Source organism: Streptomyces sp. NPDC048565, from assembly GCF_040650935.1.
Lineage (GTDB): Bacteria > Actinomycetota > Actinomycetes > Streptomycetales > Streptomycetaceae > Streptomyces.
In genome coordinates this window covers 170034-184442 of sequence record NZ_JBEZIH010000016.1, presented here as the reverse complement: position 1 = coordinate 184442, position 14409 = coordinate 170034, and the positions used below count along the sequence as shown (strand labels likewise).

At 71.0% G+C, this 14409-nt stretch carries 13 protein-coding genes and 1 pseudogene; 9 read left to right on the top strand and 5 right to left on the bottom strand.

Translation table 11 applies throughout. The features are described from left to right. The coding region (gene recA, locus AB0C75_RS20675; protein ID WP_362892814.1) for a recombinase RecA at positions 1-652 on the bottom strand (652 nt) is incomplete at its 3' end. Between the two features lie 373 nt (positions 653-1025). Between recA and AB0C75_RS20670 the strand changes: the two genes are divergently transcribed. Both AB0C75_RS20670 and AB0C75_RS20665 read left to right on the top strand, forming a co-directional pair. Beyond that, complete coding sequence (locus AB0C75_RS20670) at positions 1026-1631, top strand: restriction endonuclease (protein ID WP_362892812.1); 606 nt, start codon at positions 1026-1028, stop codon at positions 1629-1631. A 233-nt stretch (positions 1632-1864) separates the two neighbouring features. After that, positions 1865-2080 carry a DUF6243 family protein gene (locus AB0C75_RS20665; protein WP_362892810.1) on the top strand — a complete coding sequence of 72 codons (216 nt, stop codon included), beginning with the start codon at positions 1865-1867 and terminating at the stop codon, positions 2078-2080. A 113-nt stretch (positions 2081-2193) separates the two neighbouring features. On the opposite strand, the gene AB0C75_RS20660 is transcribed toward AB0C75_RS20665, so the two are convergent. Continuing rightward, positions 2194-2808 (bottom strand): TetR/AcrR family transcriptional regulator, encoded by a 615-nt coding sequence (locus AB0C75_RS20660; protein WP_362892808.1) that lies wholly within the window; start codon positions 2806-2808, stop codon positions 2194-2196. An 84-nt stretch (positions 2809-2892) separates the two neighbouring features. Here AB0C75_RS20660 and AB0C75_RS20655 point away from each other — a divergent pair, with 84 nt between their 5' ends. Then, the gene (locus AB0C75_RS20655; protein ID WP_362892806.1) at positions 2893-3630 is read left to right on the top strand and encodes an SDR family oxidoreductase; all 738 of its coding nucleotides are present in this window, start codon (positions 2893-2895) and stop codon (positions 3628-3630) included. Positions 3631-3669: 39 nt separating this feature from the next. Here the strand turns inward: AB0C75_RS20655 and AB0C75_RS20650 are convergent, their stop codons facing one another. Both AB0C75_RS20650 and AB0C75_RS20645 read right to left on the bottom strand, forming a co-directional pair. After that, positions 3670-4074, bottom strand: a complete 405-nt coding sequence (locus tag AB0C75_RS20650; RefSeq protein WP_362892804.1) for a hypothetical protein — start codon at positions 4072-4074, stop codon at positions 3670-3672. 238 nt (positions 4075-4312) lie between these two features. After that, positions 4313-5059, bottom strand: coding sequence for an MgtC/SapB family protein (locus AB0C75_RS20645; RefSeq protein WP_362892802.1), 747 nt, complete (start codon positions 5057-5059; stop codon positions 4313-4315). Between the two features lie 151 nt (positions 5060-5210). Here AB0C75_RS20645 and AB0C75_RS20640 point away from each other — a divergent pair, with 151 nt between their 5' ends. Continuing rightward, on the top strand, positions 5211-5891 hold the full coding sequence (locus AB0C75_RS20640) for a response regulator transcription factor (protein WP_362892800.1): 681 nt from the start codon (positions 5211-5213) through the stop codon (positions 5889-5891). 119 nt (positions 5892-6010) lie between these two features. After that, positions 6011-7024, top strand: a pseudogene (locus tag AB0C75_RS20635) (HAMP domain-containing sensor histidine kinase); the annotation flags it as partial. A 46-nt stretch (positions 7025-7070) separates the two neighbouring features. Here AB0C75_RS20635 and AB0C75_RS20630 read toward each other — a convergent pair. Then, complete coding sequence (locus tag AB0C75_RS20630; RefSeq protein ID WP_362892798.1) at positions 7071-8651, bottom strand: aromatic amino acid ammonia-lyase; 1581 nt, start codon at positions 8649-8651, stop codon at positions 7071-7073. A gap of 62 nt (positions 8652-8713) precedes the next feature. Here AB0C75_RS20630 and AB0C75_RS20625 point away from each other — a divergent pair, with 62 nt between their 5' ends. Genes AB0C75_RS20625 through AB0C75_RS20610 form a run of 4 tightly spaced genes read left to right on the top strand, consistent with a single transcriptional unit; the run spans position 8714 to position 14407 of the window. Continuing rightward, a complete protein-coding gene (locus AB0C75_RS20625; protein ID WP_362892796.1) occupies positions 8714-10297 on the top strand; it encodes an NAD(P)-binding domain-containing protein in 1584 nt (527 codons plus the stop codon). Further along, complete coding sequence (locus AB0C75_RS20620; RefSeq protein ID WP_362892794.1) at positions 10294-11364, top strand: alpha-hydroxy acid oxidase; 1071 nt, start codon at positions 10294-10296, stop codon at positions 11362-11364. Before AB0C75_RS20625 ends, AB0C75_RS20620 begins: the two co-directional genes overlap by 4 nt. Next, on the top strand, positions 11358-12728 hold the full coding sequence (locus AB0C75_RS20615) for a cytochrome P450 (RefSeq protein WP_362892792.1): 1371 nt from the start codon (positions 11358-11360) through the stop codon (positions 12726-12728). Before AB0C75_RS20620 ends, AB0C75_RS20615 begins: the two co-directional genes overlap by 7 nt. Further along, a complete protein-coding gene (locus AB0C75_RS20610) occupies positions 12725-14407 on the top strand; it encodes an MFS transporter (RefSeq protein WP_362892791.1) in 1683 nt (560 codons plus the stop codon). The genes AB0C75_RS20615 and AB0C75_RS20610 overlap by 4 nt, the downstream gene beginning before the upstream one ends. The last annotated feature ends 2 nt before the right edge of the window (positions 14408-14409 follow it).

Here is a 14409-nt window from a genome sequence, read left to right as displayed (position 1 = left end):
AGAACTTCAGCGCCCGGCCACCCGTCGTGGTCTCCGGCGAACCGAACATCACGCCGATCTTCTCGCGCAGCTGGTTGATGAAGATCGCCGTCGTCCTCGTCCGGCTGAGCGCGCTGGTGATCTTCCGCAGCGCCTGGCTCATCAAGCGGGCTTGCAGACCCATGTGGGAGTCGCCCATCTCGCCCTCGATCTCCGCACGGGGCACCAGGGCCGCGACGGAGTCGATGACGATCAGGTCGAGCGCACCGGAACGGATCAGGATGTCGACGATCTCCAGCGCCTGCTCGCCGTTGTCGGGCTGGGACAGGATGAGGTTGTCGGTGTCGACGCCCAGCTTTTTGGCGTACTCCGGGTCCAGGGCGTGCTCGGCGTCGATGAACGCCACCGAGCCGCCGGCCTTCTGTGCGTTCGCCACGGCGTGCAGCGTCAGCGTCGTCTTACCGGAGGACTCCGGGCCGTACACCTCCACCACACGGCCACGCGGCAGCCCGCCCACGCCGAGCGCCACGTCGAGCGCGGTGGACCCGGTGGGGATCACCTCGATCGGTTCGTTCGGCCGCTCACCCAGGCGCATCACCGCGCCCTTGCCGAACTTTCGCTCGATCTGTGCCAGCGCGGTGTCCAGCGCCTTTTCGTGATCGGTTCCTGCCATGAGCTTCAGCCCCGTCCGATTGAGTGGCACGCCGCACGTAGGAGCACGTGAGCGTCTACTGCCGACAACGGACGTTTCGGAGATCCCAAAAACGAACATCCGATCGATTTACGTGTCCAGTGAAAGGTACCAAACCGAGGGAAGCGGGACGGGTCACACGCCGGACCGCTCCGGGCGAACCGTGCGTGGCCGGATCGCGCCGGCCGACTTCGAGCCCTACTCGTGACGCGCCTTGTTGGGCAGACTGCTGGACGGGAGCGAGGGGGAGGGGGCGTGCATGGCGGCTCGACGGGGGCGAGGTGCGGCTGCGCGGAGGCGGAGGGCGGACCGGCTCAAGCGCGTGGTCGTCGGGGCCGCTGCGATCATCCTGCTGATGGTCTTCTTGCCTGCGGTCCGGCCTTATATCGTCGGCGCGTCAGTGCTGGGCGGCGCGGGTGCGGCCGCCTGGTGGTTCTGGCGTACGGACCGGGAGGCCCGGGAAAGGGACCGTCTGTGGCGGCAGGCCGACAGGGTCGAGAACGGGCTACGGACACTCGCCGAGATGGACGCGATGACGGGCACGGAGTTCGAGGAGCAGGTCGCGGTCCTGTGCCGACGCGACGGGTGTACCGACGTACGTCGGGTCGGCGGCGCGAATGACAACGGTGCTGACGTCCTCGGTCGTCTCCCGGACGGCCGGTCCATGGTCATCCAGTGCAAGCGCTACGCGCCGACCAGGGCGATCGCGAGCCGTGAGATGCGTGACCTGCTGGGGGCCAAGGTGCACTTCGGCGCCGATCTGGCCGTGTTCGTGACGACCACGCGGTTCAGCCGGCCATCCGAAGGGTTCGCGGTGCAGCACGGCATCCTCGCCGTACACCGTGACCACCTCGGACTGTGGAACAGCGGAGCCTCTCTGCTGTCGCTCGGCGAGGTGAACGGCGGCGGGCAGGGGGACACCCGGCACCGGACGCGGTGGCGGCAGGCGTACGGAGAGTGAGCGCCCCTTGCCGGGTGCTGCGCGGTTCCGGCCACGTCGCCGGTCTGTCTCGTCGGGGCGGCGAAGATGTTGGTGTGCGGGGTCGACGGAACCGGGTAACGTCTTTGGCATGTTCTTCGGACGCCGATTTGTGAGTGAGAGCGTGATGCGGCCCTGCTGACGTCCTTCGACGTCGCCGCCCGTCCCCCGCCGATGAATCCGTAGATCACTGCACATCACTTCCAGGAGAACCCATGACCGTGAGCAAGAACATCAACAACCCCGTGGGCATGGGTGGCGGCCAGCGCAAGAAGCTGTCCCGGACCGAGCGGCAGAACAACGGTCCGCACCGCAACCTCGACCGCCAGGGTGCAGCCGACCGGAAGGCGGAGCTGGTGCGCAAGATGCGCGAGAAGGCGGGCTCAGCCGAGGGCGCCGGCCAGGCGGGCGACGACACCGCGCGGAGCTGACGCACCGCGCGGAGCTGACCCGCCGGGCTGGAGCTGACGCACCGGGCGGAGCTGACGCACCGCGCAAGAGCTGACCACCGGGGCCGGGTGCCGGGTCGGCAGCCCCGGCACCGTCATGGGCGGCGTTTCTGGCCCTCGGGCATCGGCAGGACCGCCAGTGCGGTGTCTGCGATGCTCCGCAGCTTCTCCGGGGCCAGGCCGGCCTTGCCCACCGCCTCGATACCGCGGACCACCGTCAGCAGCAGTGCCGCCAACTGCTCCGGATCCGCGGCGCTGTCGATGTCGCCGTGGCGCTGGGCGGCGCTGATCTCCGTCCGGAGCAGGGTCAGCAGTGCCGTCATGGTTTCGGCGGACCGGTCGGCGACGGTCGGATCCTGCTGGGCCAGTTCCGCCGCGCCCTTCGCCAACAGGCACCCGCGGCGCTCCGTGTCGGAGGCGGTGTTCTCCGCCATCAGGTGCACATATCCCGACAGCCGGGCCAAGGCCTCTGCGTCCGGACCACCTGCCAGCAGTCCTTCGGCCACCTCGACGACTGCGGTGCACCAGTCACCGAACACCTGGTTGAACAGCTTGGCCTTGTCGCCGAACGCGCCGTACAGGCTGCCCTTGCCCAGGCCCGTCGCCTGGGCGATGTCGTCCATCCGGGTTCCCGCGTAGCCGGTCGCCCAGAACTGTTCCCGGGCCCGTTCCAGGACTTGGCGTTCGTCGAATGCGCGTGGTCTCGGCATGCCCTCAGGCTATCCGTTCTTGACTCGATCGTCCATTACTGCCTACGTTATGGACGATCCATTCCACAACTGAAGGGGATCGACATGGCAGGCGTGCTGCAGGAGAAGGTGGCCGTGATCACCGGAGGGACCAGCGGGATCGGGCTGGCCATCGCCCACCGCTTCGTCCAGGAGGGCGCACGGGTCTTCGTGACCGGCCGGGACATCGACCGCCTCGACGCGGCAGTCGAGGAGATGGGTCCGGCGGCCACCGGCGTACGAGCCGACGTCTCGGTCCTGGCCGACCTGGACGCGCTCTACGAGCGAGTCCGCGAGGAGGCCGGGCGTATCGACGTGCTGGTGGCCAACGCGGGAATCGCCGCGGACGCCGCGCTCGGCGCCCACACCGAGGCGAACGTCGACCTGACCCTCGCCGTCAACGTCAAGGGCCCGCTCTTCACCGTCCAGAAGGCGCTTCCGCTGCTGGCGGAGAACGCCTCCATCCTGGTCATCGGCTCAAGCAACAGCGTGCGTCCCAATGAGCAACTCGAGGTCTACAGCGCCTCGAAGGCAGCGTTGAGCAACCTGGTGCACAACTGGGCCCGGCAGTCGCGAGAGCGCCGATTCCGTGTCAACGTCCTCAGCCCGGGACCCACGCGAACCCCTGCTCTGCTGCGTGCCGCGGGGCAGGACGCCGACCGGTTCGCCGAGGCCACCGTGCCACTCGGGCGGCTGGCCGAACCCGAGGAAATAGCCGAGGCCGCCCTCTTCCTGGCTTCGGACGCCTCGTCGTTCGTCACCGGCGCCGAACTCTTCGCCGACGGCGGCTACACCCGGGCCTGAACGACGGCCGGTGGTGCCGCCCCGGTTCCCTCCAGACGATCAAGTCCGATGTGTTCGGTCGCACGTTGCGGTCACCCGGAAGGTGGGCGTGCTGGTTTGTCGGACGTGGAAGTTGTGCAGGAACCCGTTGTCGTTGACCACGTCCCACACCTCGACGGTGCCCTCGCGGACACCGAAGTCGATGCGGTCCATCGCCATCGACCGGCTGTTGATCCGGTCCGACGAGAGCACGAACGAGCGTTCCTGGGCGGCCTTTTCGCCGGCGAGGTCCGGCGCGACGCCGAGCGTGGCAGGTATCCCGGCGTCGTCGGACAGGGTGTCCGCGGCCCGGAACCGGCAGATGTCGAGGCGGTCGTCGAAGCCGTCGAGCCGTCCCAGGGTGCCGCCGTACTCCGAGGGGTACGAGCGCAGTTCGACCTGCTCGCCCGGCTCGAAGGCGACCACGATCTCGGCGCGTTCCCCCGGCGAGAGGTATAGGCGCTCGGTGTTCCACGGCCGGGAGAGCGTCGGTCTTCGACTCTGCCGGCGGCGGGATCGACAGCGCCTTGTCGAAGGCGACCTTGCCGAATATGTGCTGCCTCGCGACGGCGTAGTAGACACCGTGACCGCCGCTTGGCAGCCCAGGGCCCGGACCTGATGCCGAGCAGGCTGCCGGAAGGCGACCGGGCAGCCGCTGGCCGTGTCATTCGTCGGCCAGATCACTCCTGCTGCAGGCCAGCACGCCGGACGTGCCGGCGAGCCGCGCGGTGAGAGCGTCCACGTCACCGCGTCCCTGGACGTTGAGCGCGATCTCCACGGTCCCCTCGGCCGAGCGCGGCGACTCGCGCTCCCGCCGGCGGAACATGCCCCCGGTCGTCAGGGTGGTCAGCTCCGAGATGGCGAACCCGGCGTCGGTGCAGTGGTTGACCAGCTCCCGCAGGGTGCCCATTCCCTCGGTGTAGGTGATCCGGTATCCGATGGACAGGTTACGGAGCGCCGGGAGCTTGTGGGCGAGCGGTCGCACCCCGTAGGCGACCAGGAAGTACGAGAGGGTGGCCAGCGTGGCGAGGACGGGGAGGCCGGCACCGGCGGCCGCTCCGATCGCCGCCGTGAGCCAGATGGAGGCCGCCGTGGTCAGGCCCCGGACGGAACCCCGGTGGACGAAGATGACGCCCCCGCCGATGAAGCCCAGCCCTGACACGATCTGCGCCGCCACCCGCGAGGGGTCGAGCACCACCCGTCCCTCGACCAGGACGTCACTGAAGCCGTACTTGCTGACCAGGGTGAACAGGGCCGCCCCCAGCCCGACGATCGTGTACGTGCGCAGCCCTGCGGCCTTCTGGCGGATCTCCCGTTCCAACCCGATCGCGCAGGAAAGAGCGAACGCGATGCCGAACTGGGCGGCGTGCGTCCAGTTCTGTCCGAACGGTTCATTGATGTCGAGTGCCACTGTCCCGCCCTCTCTGTCCTGTGTTATCCGATCTGATGCGAAACAGTAGTGGCCCCGCCGCCCGGCCGGGACGCACCCCGCCCGGCCGGGAACCCCATGACGCGCAACGGCGTTGACTGGTGTTGCGGGGAGGGGTGAGGAGACTGAGACGTTGAGACAGAGGCGTACGCGGGATCCGTGGCGGCTGTTGCTCGTCGAGGACGACCGCGAGCTGGCCACCATGCTCGCCGAAGTGCTGTGGGAAGAGGGGTACGCGGTCGATGTGGCGGCCGACGGCCACCGCGGCCTGCATTTCGGCCTCACCCGGCGGTACGACGTGCTGGTCCTCGACCGCCGTCTGCCGGTGCTGGACGGCATCGACCTGCTGGGGCGGCTGCGGTCCAGCGCGGTCCGCACCCCCGTACTGCTGCTCACCGCGATGGGCACGGTGCACGACCGGGTCGACGGGCTGGACGCCGGCGCCGACGACTACCTGGTGAAACCCTTCTCCCTCGACGAACTCAGCGCTCGATTAAGGGCGTTGTGCCGCCGGGCACTCGACGGCACCGATGTGCTGAGCATCGGCTCGGGGCATCTGCACGTCGGCCACCGGGAGGTCAGGCTCGCCGACGGCGAGCGGATCACCCTCGCGGCCCGCGAGTTCGAGCTGCTGTGGGTGCTCGCCTCGCACCCGGAGACCGTGCACTCGCGGGAGCAGCTGCGCCGGACGGTGTTCGAGGAGGCATCCGCCTCGTCCCTCGTCGACACCTATGTCTACTACCTGCGCCGCAAGCTGGGCCGGCGGGTCGTCCGCACGGTCCGCGGAGTCGGGTACCGCCTGGGGGCGTTGTGAAGTCATCGGCGGACGCGGAGCGGGCGGCCGTACGCGGGGCGCGGCTGCGGATCGCCGTGATCACCGGGGTGACCATCACACTGCTGATCACGGTCGCCGGCGCTGTCTCGTACGGGGTGATGGTGCAGGCGCAGAACGACCAGGTGCGGCGGGAGCTGCATTACGGCGCGGCGTACGGCGACCTGTCGAGCCCGCCCGTGTGCACCTGGCTGTACGCACCCGGCGTGACCCCACCGCCGAACGCCCCGTCGGGCTTCCCGATGCGTGCCGACGTGGACCAGGTGCTCAGGACCGACGAGCCCGTGGAGCGCACCGTACGACGCAACCACACGGAGTACCTGGTGCGCACGCAGCTCCGGGGCGAGAAGCCCGTGCAGGCGGTGTTCGACCTGCGCTTCCAGCTGGCCGACCGGGACCACCTGTGGACCGCGCTGGGCGTCGCGGAGCTGGTGGGGCTGTTCGCCGCGGCCGTCACCGGGGTGGTCCTCGGGCGCCGGGCGGTGGCGCCGCTGGCCGAGGCGCTCGCCCGGCAGCGGCGGTTCGTCACCGACGCCAGTCATGAGCTGCGCACCCCGCTCACCCTGGTGTACACGCGGGCACAGGTGCTGGTGCGGCAGGCGGCCGCCGATGAGCTGCCGGGAGCGCATCGTGAAGGGCTGACCCGGCTGGTCGGTTCGGTCGGCCGGCTCGGCGACGTGCTGGACGACCTGCTGCTGTCGGCAAGCCTCACCACGGGCCCGGCGCGGCGCTCGGAGCACCGTCCGGTCGATCTCGTGGCGCTGGCCAGGTCAGTGGTCGCCGAGGAGTCCGACCGGGTGCGGGAGGGACGCCTCGTCGCCGTCGTGGAGGGCCCGCCGCATCCTCTGTACGTCGACGGTGTCGAGTCCGCGCTGCGCCGCGCCGTCGGTGAACTGCTGTCCAACGCGATCACCCACACTCCGGCCGGCGGGCGGATCGAGGTGACCCTGACCCGCTCGGCCGGCGCGGTCGGTCTGGCCGTCTCGGACACCGGACCCGGGTTCGAACCCGCCGGGGCGGAGCGCCTGTTCCAGAGATTCCACCGCGCAGGCGACGGCGGCCGGTACGGGCTGGGGCTCGCGCTGCTGAGGGAGGTCGTCACCCACCACGGCGGCACGGTCGCCGCGGCCGGCCGGCCGGGGAGCGGCGCCCGGTTCACCATCACGTTCCCGGAGTACGCACCCCGGCCCGTCCCCGGTCCGGTACGTCCGGTCGGGGCAGAGCGCGGGTGGCGAGCAGGCGTGCCGCGGCGCGTACATCCGCGTCCAGCGGACGGTCCGGATCAACGGGCGGGATCAGGTCGGTGAGGGCGTCGAGGAGTTCGGCGCACCCGGGGGCGGTGGGACGCCGGGCGCCGACATGGACGGTCTGGCGCAGACCGAGTGCGAGCGACCCGCACAGCAGACCGAGCAGTTCCGCCATGTCGTAGGAGCGCAGGGCCGCCTGGGTCCCGAACGGCACGACGTCCTGGTTGTGCAGGTTCGTGGGCAGGCTCTGCATGCCGGCCGGTGTCGCGGCCCGGCGGATCTCCGCCACGAACGCGGTGGTGGCCAGCTGCACGCCCTGCAGACCGTGCTGGGCGCCCGGCACGGTGGCGAGCATCGGCGGCAGGCCCCCGTTGCGCGCCGGGTCCATCAGCAGGTCGAGCTGGCGTTCGGCGAGGTTGCCCAACTGGGCGGTCACGGAGGCGAGCAGGTCGGCGGCGAACGCGGCGGGCTGTCCGAAGAAGTTCCCGCCGTGCACCACCCTGGCCTTCCCGGCGGCCTCCTTCTTCCCCGTGTCGTCGTGGAAGAACAGCGGGTTGTCGCTGACACCGGCGAGATCCGCGGCGACGACTCCGTCGACGTAACGCAGCGCGTCCTCGGCCGCGCCGAGCAGCTGCGGGGAACAGCGGATGCTGTACGGCTCCTGCAGTGGCCGGGTGCCGGACGGCATGGTGCCGATGAGGGTGCGCCGCATGTGCGCGCCGGCGTCGATCGCACCGGTGTGGCCGTAGGCGCGCAGCAGATCCACATCGAGGAAGCCGGGGTCACAGCCGAGCAGGTCGGCCAGCAGACAGGTGAGGTCCATGAGTGAGCGGTGCGCCGCGCGGACCGCGTCGTGGGCCAGTGCCAGGGCCGCGGTGGTGACGGAGGTGCCGTTGACGAGGGCGAGAGCGTCGCGGCCGTCCAGGACCAGCGGGCGCAGACCGGCGGCGGTCAGAGCCTCGGCGGCCGGCATGCGGCGGCCGTCCACATAGGCGTGGCCCCGGCCGCGCAGTGCCTGGGTGGCGTAGGCGAGCGGGATCAGGTCTCCGCTCGCCCCGACCGATCCGTAGCGGGGTACGGCGGGCGTGAAGGTCGTGGCGAACATCGCGGCGAGCCGGTCGACCACCTCGGGGGACACGCCGGACAGCCCTTGGGCGAGGGACCGGGTACGCAGCAGGAGGGCGGCGCGGCAGATCTCCTGGGGCAGGTCGGGCCCCTGGCCCGCGCCGAGATGGGCCAGGGTGTTGTCGCACTGGTCGGCCTCCTCGGGCCGGCCCGCGTATCCCACCAGCGCGCCGAATCCGGTGGTGGCGCCGTAGATCGCGGGGGTCTCGTCGCCGTCGCCGTGCCGCAGATCGTGGAAGAGCCGGCGGCCGCGGTCCAGGCGCGACCTGGCGGCGTCGTCCACCGTGACGGTGAGCGGTGCCGCCGCGCGGAGCAGGGCGGGGGAGTCCAGGGGACCGGTGAGTGAGACGCTGTCCGTGGTGGTGAGCACGCCGGGAAACGTAGGCGGGGAATCTCAGAGCGCTCTGAATTCCGGTGGATAGCTTCCGGAACATGACCCATGACTATCTGATCATCGGAGCGGGGCCCGCCGGACTGCAACTCGCCGCCTTCCTGGAGCGGGACGGCGCGGACTACGTCGTTCTGGAGCGCGGCAGTGGTCCGGGCACGTTCTTCACGCGGTTTCCCCGGCACCGGTATCTGATCTCGAACAACAAGGTGCACACCGGGTACGACGATCCGGAGCTGAGGCTGCGGATGGACTGGAACTCCCTGCTGAGCGACGACCCGGAGCTGCTGTTCACCCGGTACAGCCCGCGCTACTTCCCGCCGGCCGACGATCTGGTGCGCTACCTGACGGACTTCGCCTCCAGGACCGGGGTGCGCGTGCGGTACGACACCGCGGTCGAGAGGGTCTCCCGCGACGACGAGGGCTTCACCGTCACCGACCACACCGGCAAGGAGTGGCGGGCCCGGCGTCTGGTGACCGCCACCGGAATGAGCCTGCCGAACCTGCCGTCGGTCCCGGGCGTCGAACTGGCCGAACGCTACGACACGATCGACACCGATCCCGCGTCCTGCACCGACCAGCGGGTGCTCATCATCGGGCGGGGCAACTCCGCCTTCGAGACGGCCGAGAACCTGATGGAGACCGCGGCGGTCATCCATGTCGTCGGCTCGGGCTCGCTGAAAATGGCCTGGCGAACGCATTACGTGGGACATCTGCGCGCGGTGTACAACAACTTCCTGGACAGCTACCAGCTGAAGTCGCAGAACGCCCTCCTCGACGGCCGGGTACTCGCGATCCACCGGGACGAGGACGGCTTCCGCGTCCCGGTCGCCTTCGAGCGGGCGGACGAGGTGGTCAAGGACCTCCGCTACGACCGGGTGATCGTCGCCACCGGATTCCGGTTCGACGCCTCGGTCTTCGACGACACGTGCACACCGGACCTGATCGTCGACGGCCGCTTCCCTGCCCTGACACCCATCGGGGAGTCGGTCAACGTCCCCGGCCTGTACTTCGCGGGAACGCTGATGCAGGGCCGTGACTTCAGGAAGTCCACGACCGGCTTCATCCACGGCTTCCGCTACGCGGTGCGGGCCCTGCACCGGGGGCTGCGGCAGCGCCACCACGGCGAGCCCTGGCCGGTGACGGCACTCGGAGAGGCCACCGAGCGGGCCGTCGACGCGGTGATCACCCGCGTCAACCGGTCCTCCGCGCTGTGGCAGCAGTTCGCCGTCCTCGGTGACCTGTTGCTGCTCGCCCCGGACGGCACACTGCGCTACGCCGAGGAGGTCCCCGTCGACCATGTGCCGGACGCGGTGCGCGCCGGGGACTTCGGCGATGTCGACGCGTACGCGGTGATCACCCTGGAGTACGGGGCCGACCACGACTCGGTGGACCCCTTCGACGTCACCGCGGGCCGCAAGACCCAGCGGGATGTGGCGGGGCTGGACGGGCGCTATCTGCATCCGGTCGTGCGCTGGTACCGGGACGGTGCGTTCGTCGCCGAGCACCACATCACGGAGAACCTGGAGAACGAGTGGGACGACGAGGAGGTCCACCGCGCCCCGCTGAGCACCTTCCTCGCCGCGCACCGGAGCCCTGCCACGCCGGCCACCACGGTGGCGCCGTGACGCTCCGCGAACTGCACGAGACGGCACGGAAGTCGCTCGACCCGGTGCCCTACGACTATGTGGCGGGCGGCGCGGGCGAGGAACGCGTCCTCGCCGAGAACGAGCAGGCGTTCGACCGGTACCGGCTGCTGCCCAGGGTGCTGTGCGGCAGCGAGGAACGGGACACCGCGGTGGATCTGCCCGGCGCCCCCCGGGCGGCGCCGGTGCTGGTCGCACCGACCGCCTTCCACCGGCTGGTCCATCCGGACGGTGAGCTGGCCACGGCCCGCGCCGCCGCCGCCGAGGGCGCGGTCCTGGTGACGGGGACGGCGGCGACCACAGCGGTCGCCGAGGTCGTCGCCGCGGCGCGCGAGGCAGCCCCGGCCCCGGCCGTGTGGTTCCAGCTGTATCCGCATCCACGCCAGGAGGTCACCGAAGCGCTCGTGCGGCGTGCCGAGGAAGCGGGTTGTACGGCGCTGGTGGTCACCGTCGACTCGCCGGTGTTCGGCCGGCACACCAGGGACCTGCGCAACGGGTTCACCGACCTTCCGCCCGGCTACGCCGCGGAGAACATGCGCGACCTGCCGGGTGCCGGGCCCGGGGCCCTCACGGACATCCCCATGTCCCCGGCGGTCCGCTGGCCGGACTTCGCCGGGACCGTGCGCGGTACGCCACTTCCCGTACTGGTCAAGGGCGTACTGCATCCGGACGACGCGGAGCTCGCCGTCGAGCACGGCGCGGCCGGGGTGATCGTCTCCAACCACGGTGGCCGCCAGTGCGATGCCGTCCCGGCGGCCGTGGACTGTCTGCCCGCGATCGTCCGCGCGGTCGCGGGCCGGGTGCCGGTCATCGTCGACGGCGGGGTGCGCAGGGGCAGCGACGTGGCCGTGGCGATCGCCCTGGGCGCGGCGGCCGTCGGCGTGGGACGCCCCGTCGTGTGGGGCCTGGCGGCCGAGGGGGAGCCGGGCGTACGGCGCGTCCTGTCGACGCTGCGCGACGAGTACGACCACACCCTGGCCCTGTGCGGAGGGCGCCGGAACTCCGATCTGACGGCCGGTTCGGTCGTACGGAAGGGCGGGACATGGTGAGCGGCCGGACGGGAACGGACACATGGTGGCTGCCGCGCGGTGTGGTGGCACTGCGCGTGCGCCTCTTCGAGAAGGTCAACGGCGACCGGGTGGTGACCCTGCCCAGCACGGCGCACGGGCCTGAGGTCTTCGAGCGGGTCTACGCCCACCCGGCCGCCGACGGACGGAGCGAGGGGGCCGGCCTGTCGGATCTGTTCTGGTACTGGCTGGCACCGGGTCCCGAGGTGCACCAGGAGCACCTGGAGCCCGGCGAACGCTACGAGGACGTGGCCGCGACGACGCGGCGCATGGTCGCCGGAAGCTCCGCCGCACTCACGGCGGCGGCCGGCCGCGCCGTCGCCGGAGCGCTGGACGCGGTGCCGGACACCCGGGTGAGTCTCGTACGGCTGCGGGACCTGGTGATGCCCGCGTGGGCCGCGTTCACCTACGAACTGGTCTTCCAGGAGCCGTGTCCCCCGCACGCCCGCGACCTGATCACCGCGCACGCCGGTGATGTGATCACCGCTCTGAAGTGCACCGGCCTGCGCCATCCGCGGCGCAGGGCCCGGCTGACCACGTATCTGCGCGGCCGTGTCGCGGCCGGCGACGTGGCGCACCCGCTGCCCGCCTCGCTGTCGCTGCCGGAGCAGGTGCACTACCTGCAGGGGACCTTCTTCAACACGGCGGTCGTCCAGCTGTCCGAGGCGACCGCGCACGTCCTGCTCGCTCTCGCCCGCCACCCCGATGTGCAGCACCGCCTGGTGGCCGATCCGGAGGACGACAGGTATCTCACGCAGGTGCTCGACGAGACGATGCGGCTGTACCCGCTGTTCGGCATCGCCCACCGCATCACCACGGGCGAGATTCCGCTCGACGACGCGACCGTGCTGCCGACCGGCTCCGTGGTGTGCTTCAACTACCCCGACTACCACGCCACCGGATACGAACGGCCCCACGAGTTCGACCCGGACCGCTGGACGGACGTGGCCGCCAGGGACGTCCACCACATCCCGTACGGCGTGGCGGCGAACCGGCCCTGCCCGGCCTGGCGGCTGTCGCCGCTCGTGCTGCGCGCCGCGGTCCGTGAGGTGCTGAACCGGTACCGGCTGGACTCGACGGCCTCGCACACCCGCTCCATCCCGCACCGCGCGCCCTGCCTGCTGATTCCACGCGGCCTGTCTCCCCGGCCCCGTCGCCTCCATGCGCTGCGGACGTTCATCAGGCTGCGGGACGGGGTGGAGGACGTCACCCGGGGCGTACGCCAGTTGGTGCTCGGCACGGTCATGGTGCTGCACGCCCGGCAACAGCGCCCCGCAGAACGCTACTTCGAGGATGTCCGGGCCGGGAGCTGCCCCGTTCCTCACCCGGAAAGAGGGAACGGATGACACTCCCGGAGCCCGGCCACGGGCCCCTGCTGTCCGTGGTCGCACCGGGCCCGCCGGTCGAACCGTCGGCATCGCTGATACCCAGGCCCCTGATGTTCTGGACCGGTGTCGCCCTCAACTGCGCCGGCGTCGGCCAGCACGTGTGGATGTTCATCGATTCCGCGTCCATGGGATTCCACATGGCGATGATGGGGATGTCGTGGGTGATGTGGGGCGCCATGGCGGCCATCGTCGTGGGCGTGGTGCTCTCCGGTTTCGCGGTCATGCCGCGACCAGGAGCAGGTCCTGCGGCCGCGCCTCCCCCTGCCCCCGCCCCCGCTCCGGCCCCCGCCCCCGCTCCGGCCCCCGCCCCCGCTCCGGCGAGGTCGACCCCGGCGAGCCGCCACCGCCGCCGTCTCATCGCCGTCCTGAGCTTCGCGCTGCTGGTGGACCAGATGAAACCTGCCACTCTGGCGTTCATCCAGCCCGGCATGCGTGCCGAGTTCCACCTCAGCGCCTCCGAGGTCGCCTGGCTGCCCACGGTGGCGCTGAGCGGCACGGTACTGGGATCCCTCGCGTGGGGCCGCGCCGCGGACCGTATCGGGCGCAGGGCCACGATCCTCATCGCGTCCCTGCTCTTCCTCGGTACGACGGTGTGCGGAGCCATGCCGACCTTCGGCGGCATCCTGGTCATGTGCGCGCTGATGGGGATGGCGGCCGGGGGCATGCTGCCGGTCGTCTACGCCCTGATGACCGAGAGCCTGCCGCCCGGCCGGCGCGCGGCCATCATGGTGCTCCAGGCCGGACTCACCACCACCGGCGGCTACATGGCGGCCGCCGGACTGGCCGCCGTACTCATCCCGCTGACCGGGTGGCGCGTTCTGTGGTTCGCCCAACTGCCGCTGGTCCTGCTCCTGATCGCGCTGAACCGCTGGATTCCGGAGTCGGCCGCCTTCACCGCCCGGCAGTCGCAGCCCGGGCGCACCCCGGCGTCCACCCTGTTCAGGCGTCCACAGACGTCCAAGACGCTGGTCGTCAGCGGCTACGCACTCGCGTGGGGCCTCGTCTACTGGGGTTTCATCACCTTCCTGCCCGGTCAGCTGGAGTCCTCGGGCCGGCACGGCATGTCGGCGGCCACGCTGCTGTTCATCTCCTCGCTGCTGTCCATCCCCACCTGTGTGGTGGCCGCCTGGCTCTACATGCGCTGGTCGGCGCGGGGCACCATGGTCGTCTACGCGTCCCTCACCGTCGCGGCACTGCTCGTGCTCGCCGTCGTAGGGATGGACGGCAACAGGTCCGTCCTTCTCACGGCCGTGATGCTGCTGTTCGCCGGAACCGCCGGTGTCATCGCCCTCATCGGCCCCTACACGGCCGAGATCTACCCCATGGCCATACGGGGAACCGCAGGCGGCTGGGCCGCGGCCGTCGGAAAGTCCGGCGGAGCCTTCGGGCCACCCCTCATCGCGCAGGTCCTCTCCGCTCCGGGAGGCATGCGCACCGCCGCGGTGTTCGTCGCGCTCCCCATGGGCCTGGCCGGGATCGCCGTCGCCGTCCGCGGGAGCAGCCGGCCGGACGCCGCCCAGGACGAGGGCGACATCCGGCTGAACGCCGAACTCGACGATCTGGTGCGCGGCGAAGCCGTACCGGCAGAGAGCCCCACGACCGACGCGCCTACGGGGGAAGGGCGACAGATGAGCTGACG

Excerpts from the sequence above, each read along its gene's own strand:
- AB0C75_RS20670 (WP_362892812.1), top strand. The coding sequence starts at position 1,026 with ATGGTCTTCTTGCCTGCGGTCCGGCCTTATATCGTCGGCGCGTCAGTG.
- AB0C75_RS20665 (WP_362892810.1), top strand. The coding sequence starts at position 1,865 with ATGACCGTGAGCAAGAACATCAACAACCCCGTGGGCATGGGTGGCGGC.
- AB0C75_RS20660 (WP_362892808.1), bottom strand. The coding sequence starts at position 2,808 with ATGCCGAGACCACGCGCATTCGACGAACGCCAAGTCCTGGAACGGGCC.
- AB0C75_RS20655 (WP_362892806.1), top strand. The coding sequence starts at position 2,893 with ATGGCAGGCGTGCTGCAGGAGAAGGTGGCCGTGATCACCGGAGGGACC.
- AB0C75_RS20625 (WP_362892796.1), top strand. The coding sequence starts at position 8,714 with ATGACCCATGACTATCTGATCATCGGAGCGGGGCCCGCCGGACTGCAA.
- AB0C75_RS20615 (WP_362892792.1), top strand. The coding sequence starts at position 11,358 with ATGGTGAGCGGCCGGACGGGAACGGACACATGGTGGCTGCCGCGCGGT.
- AB0C75_RS20610 (WP_362892791.1), top strand. The coding sequence starts at position 12,725 with ATGACACTCCCGGAGCCCGGCCACGGGCCCCTGCTGTCCGTGGTCGCA.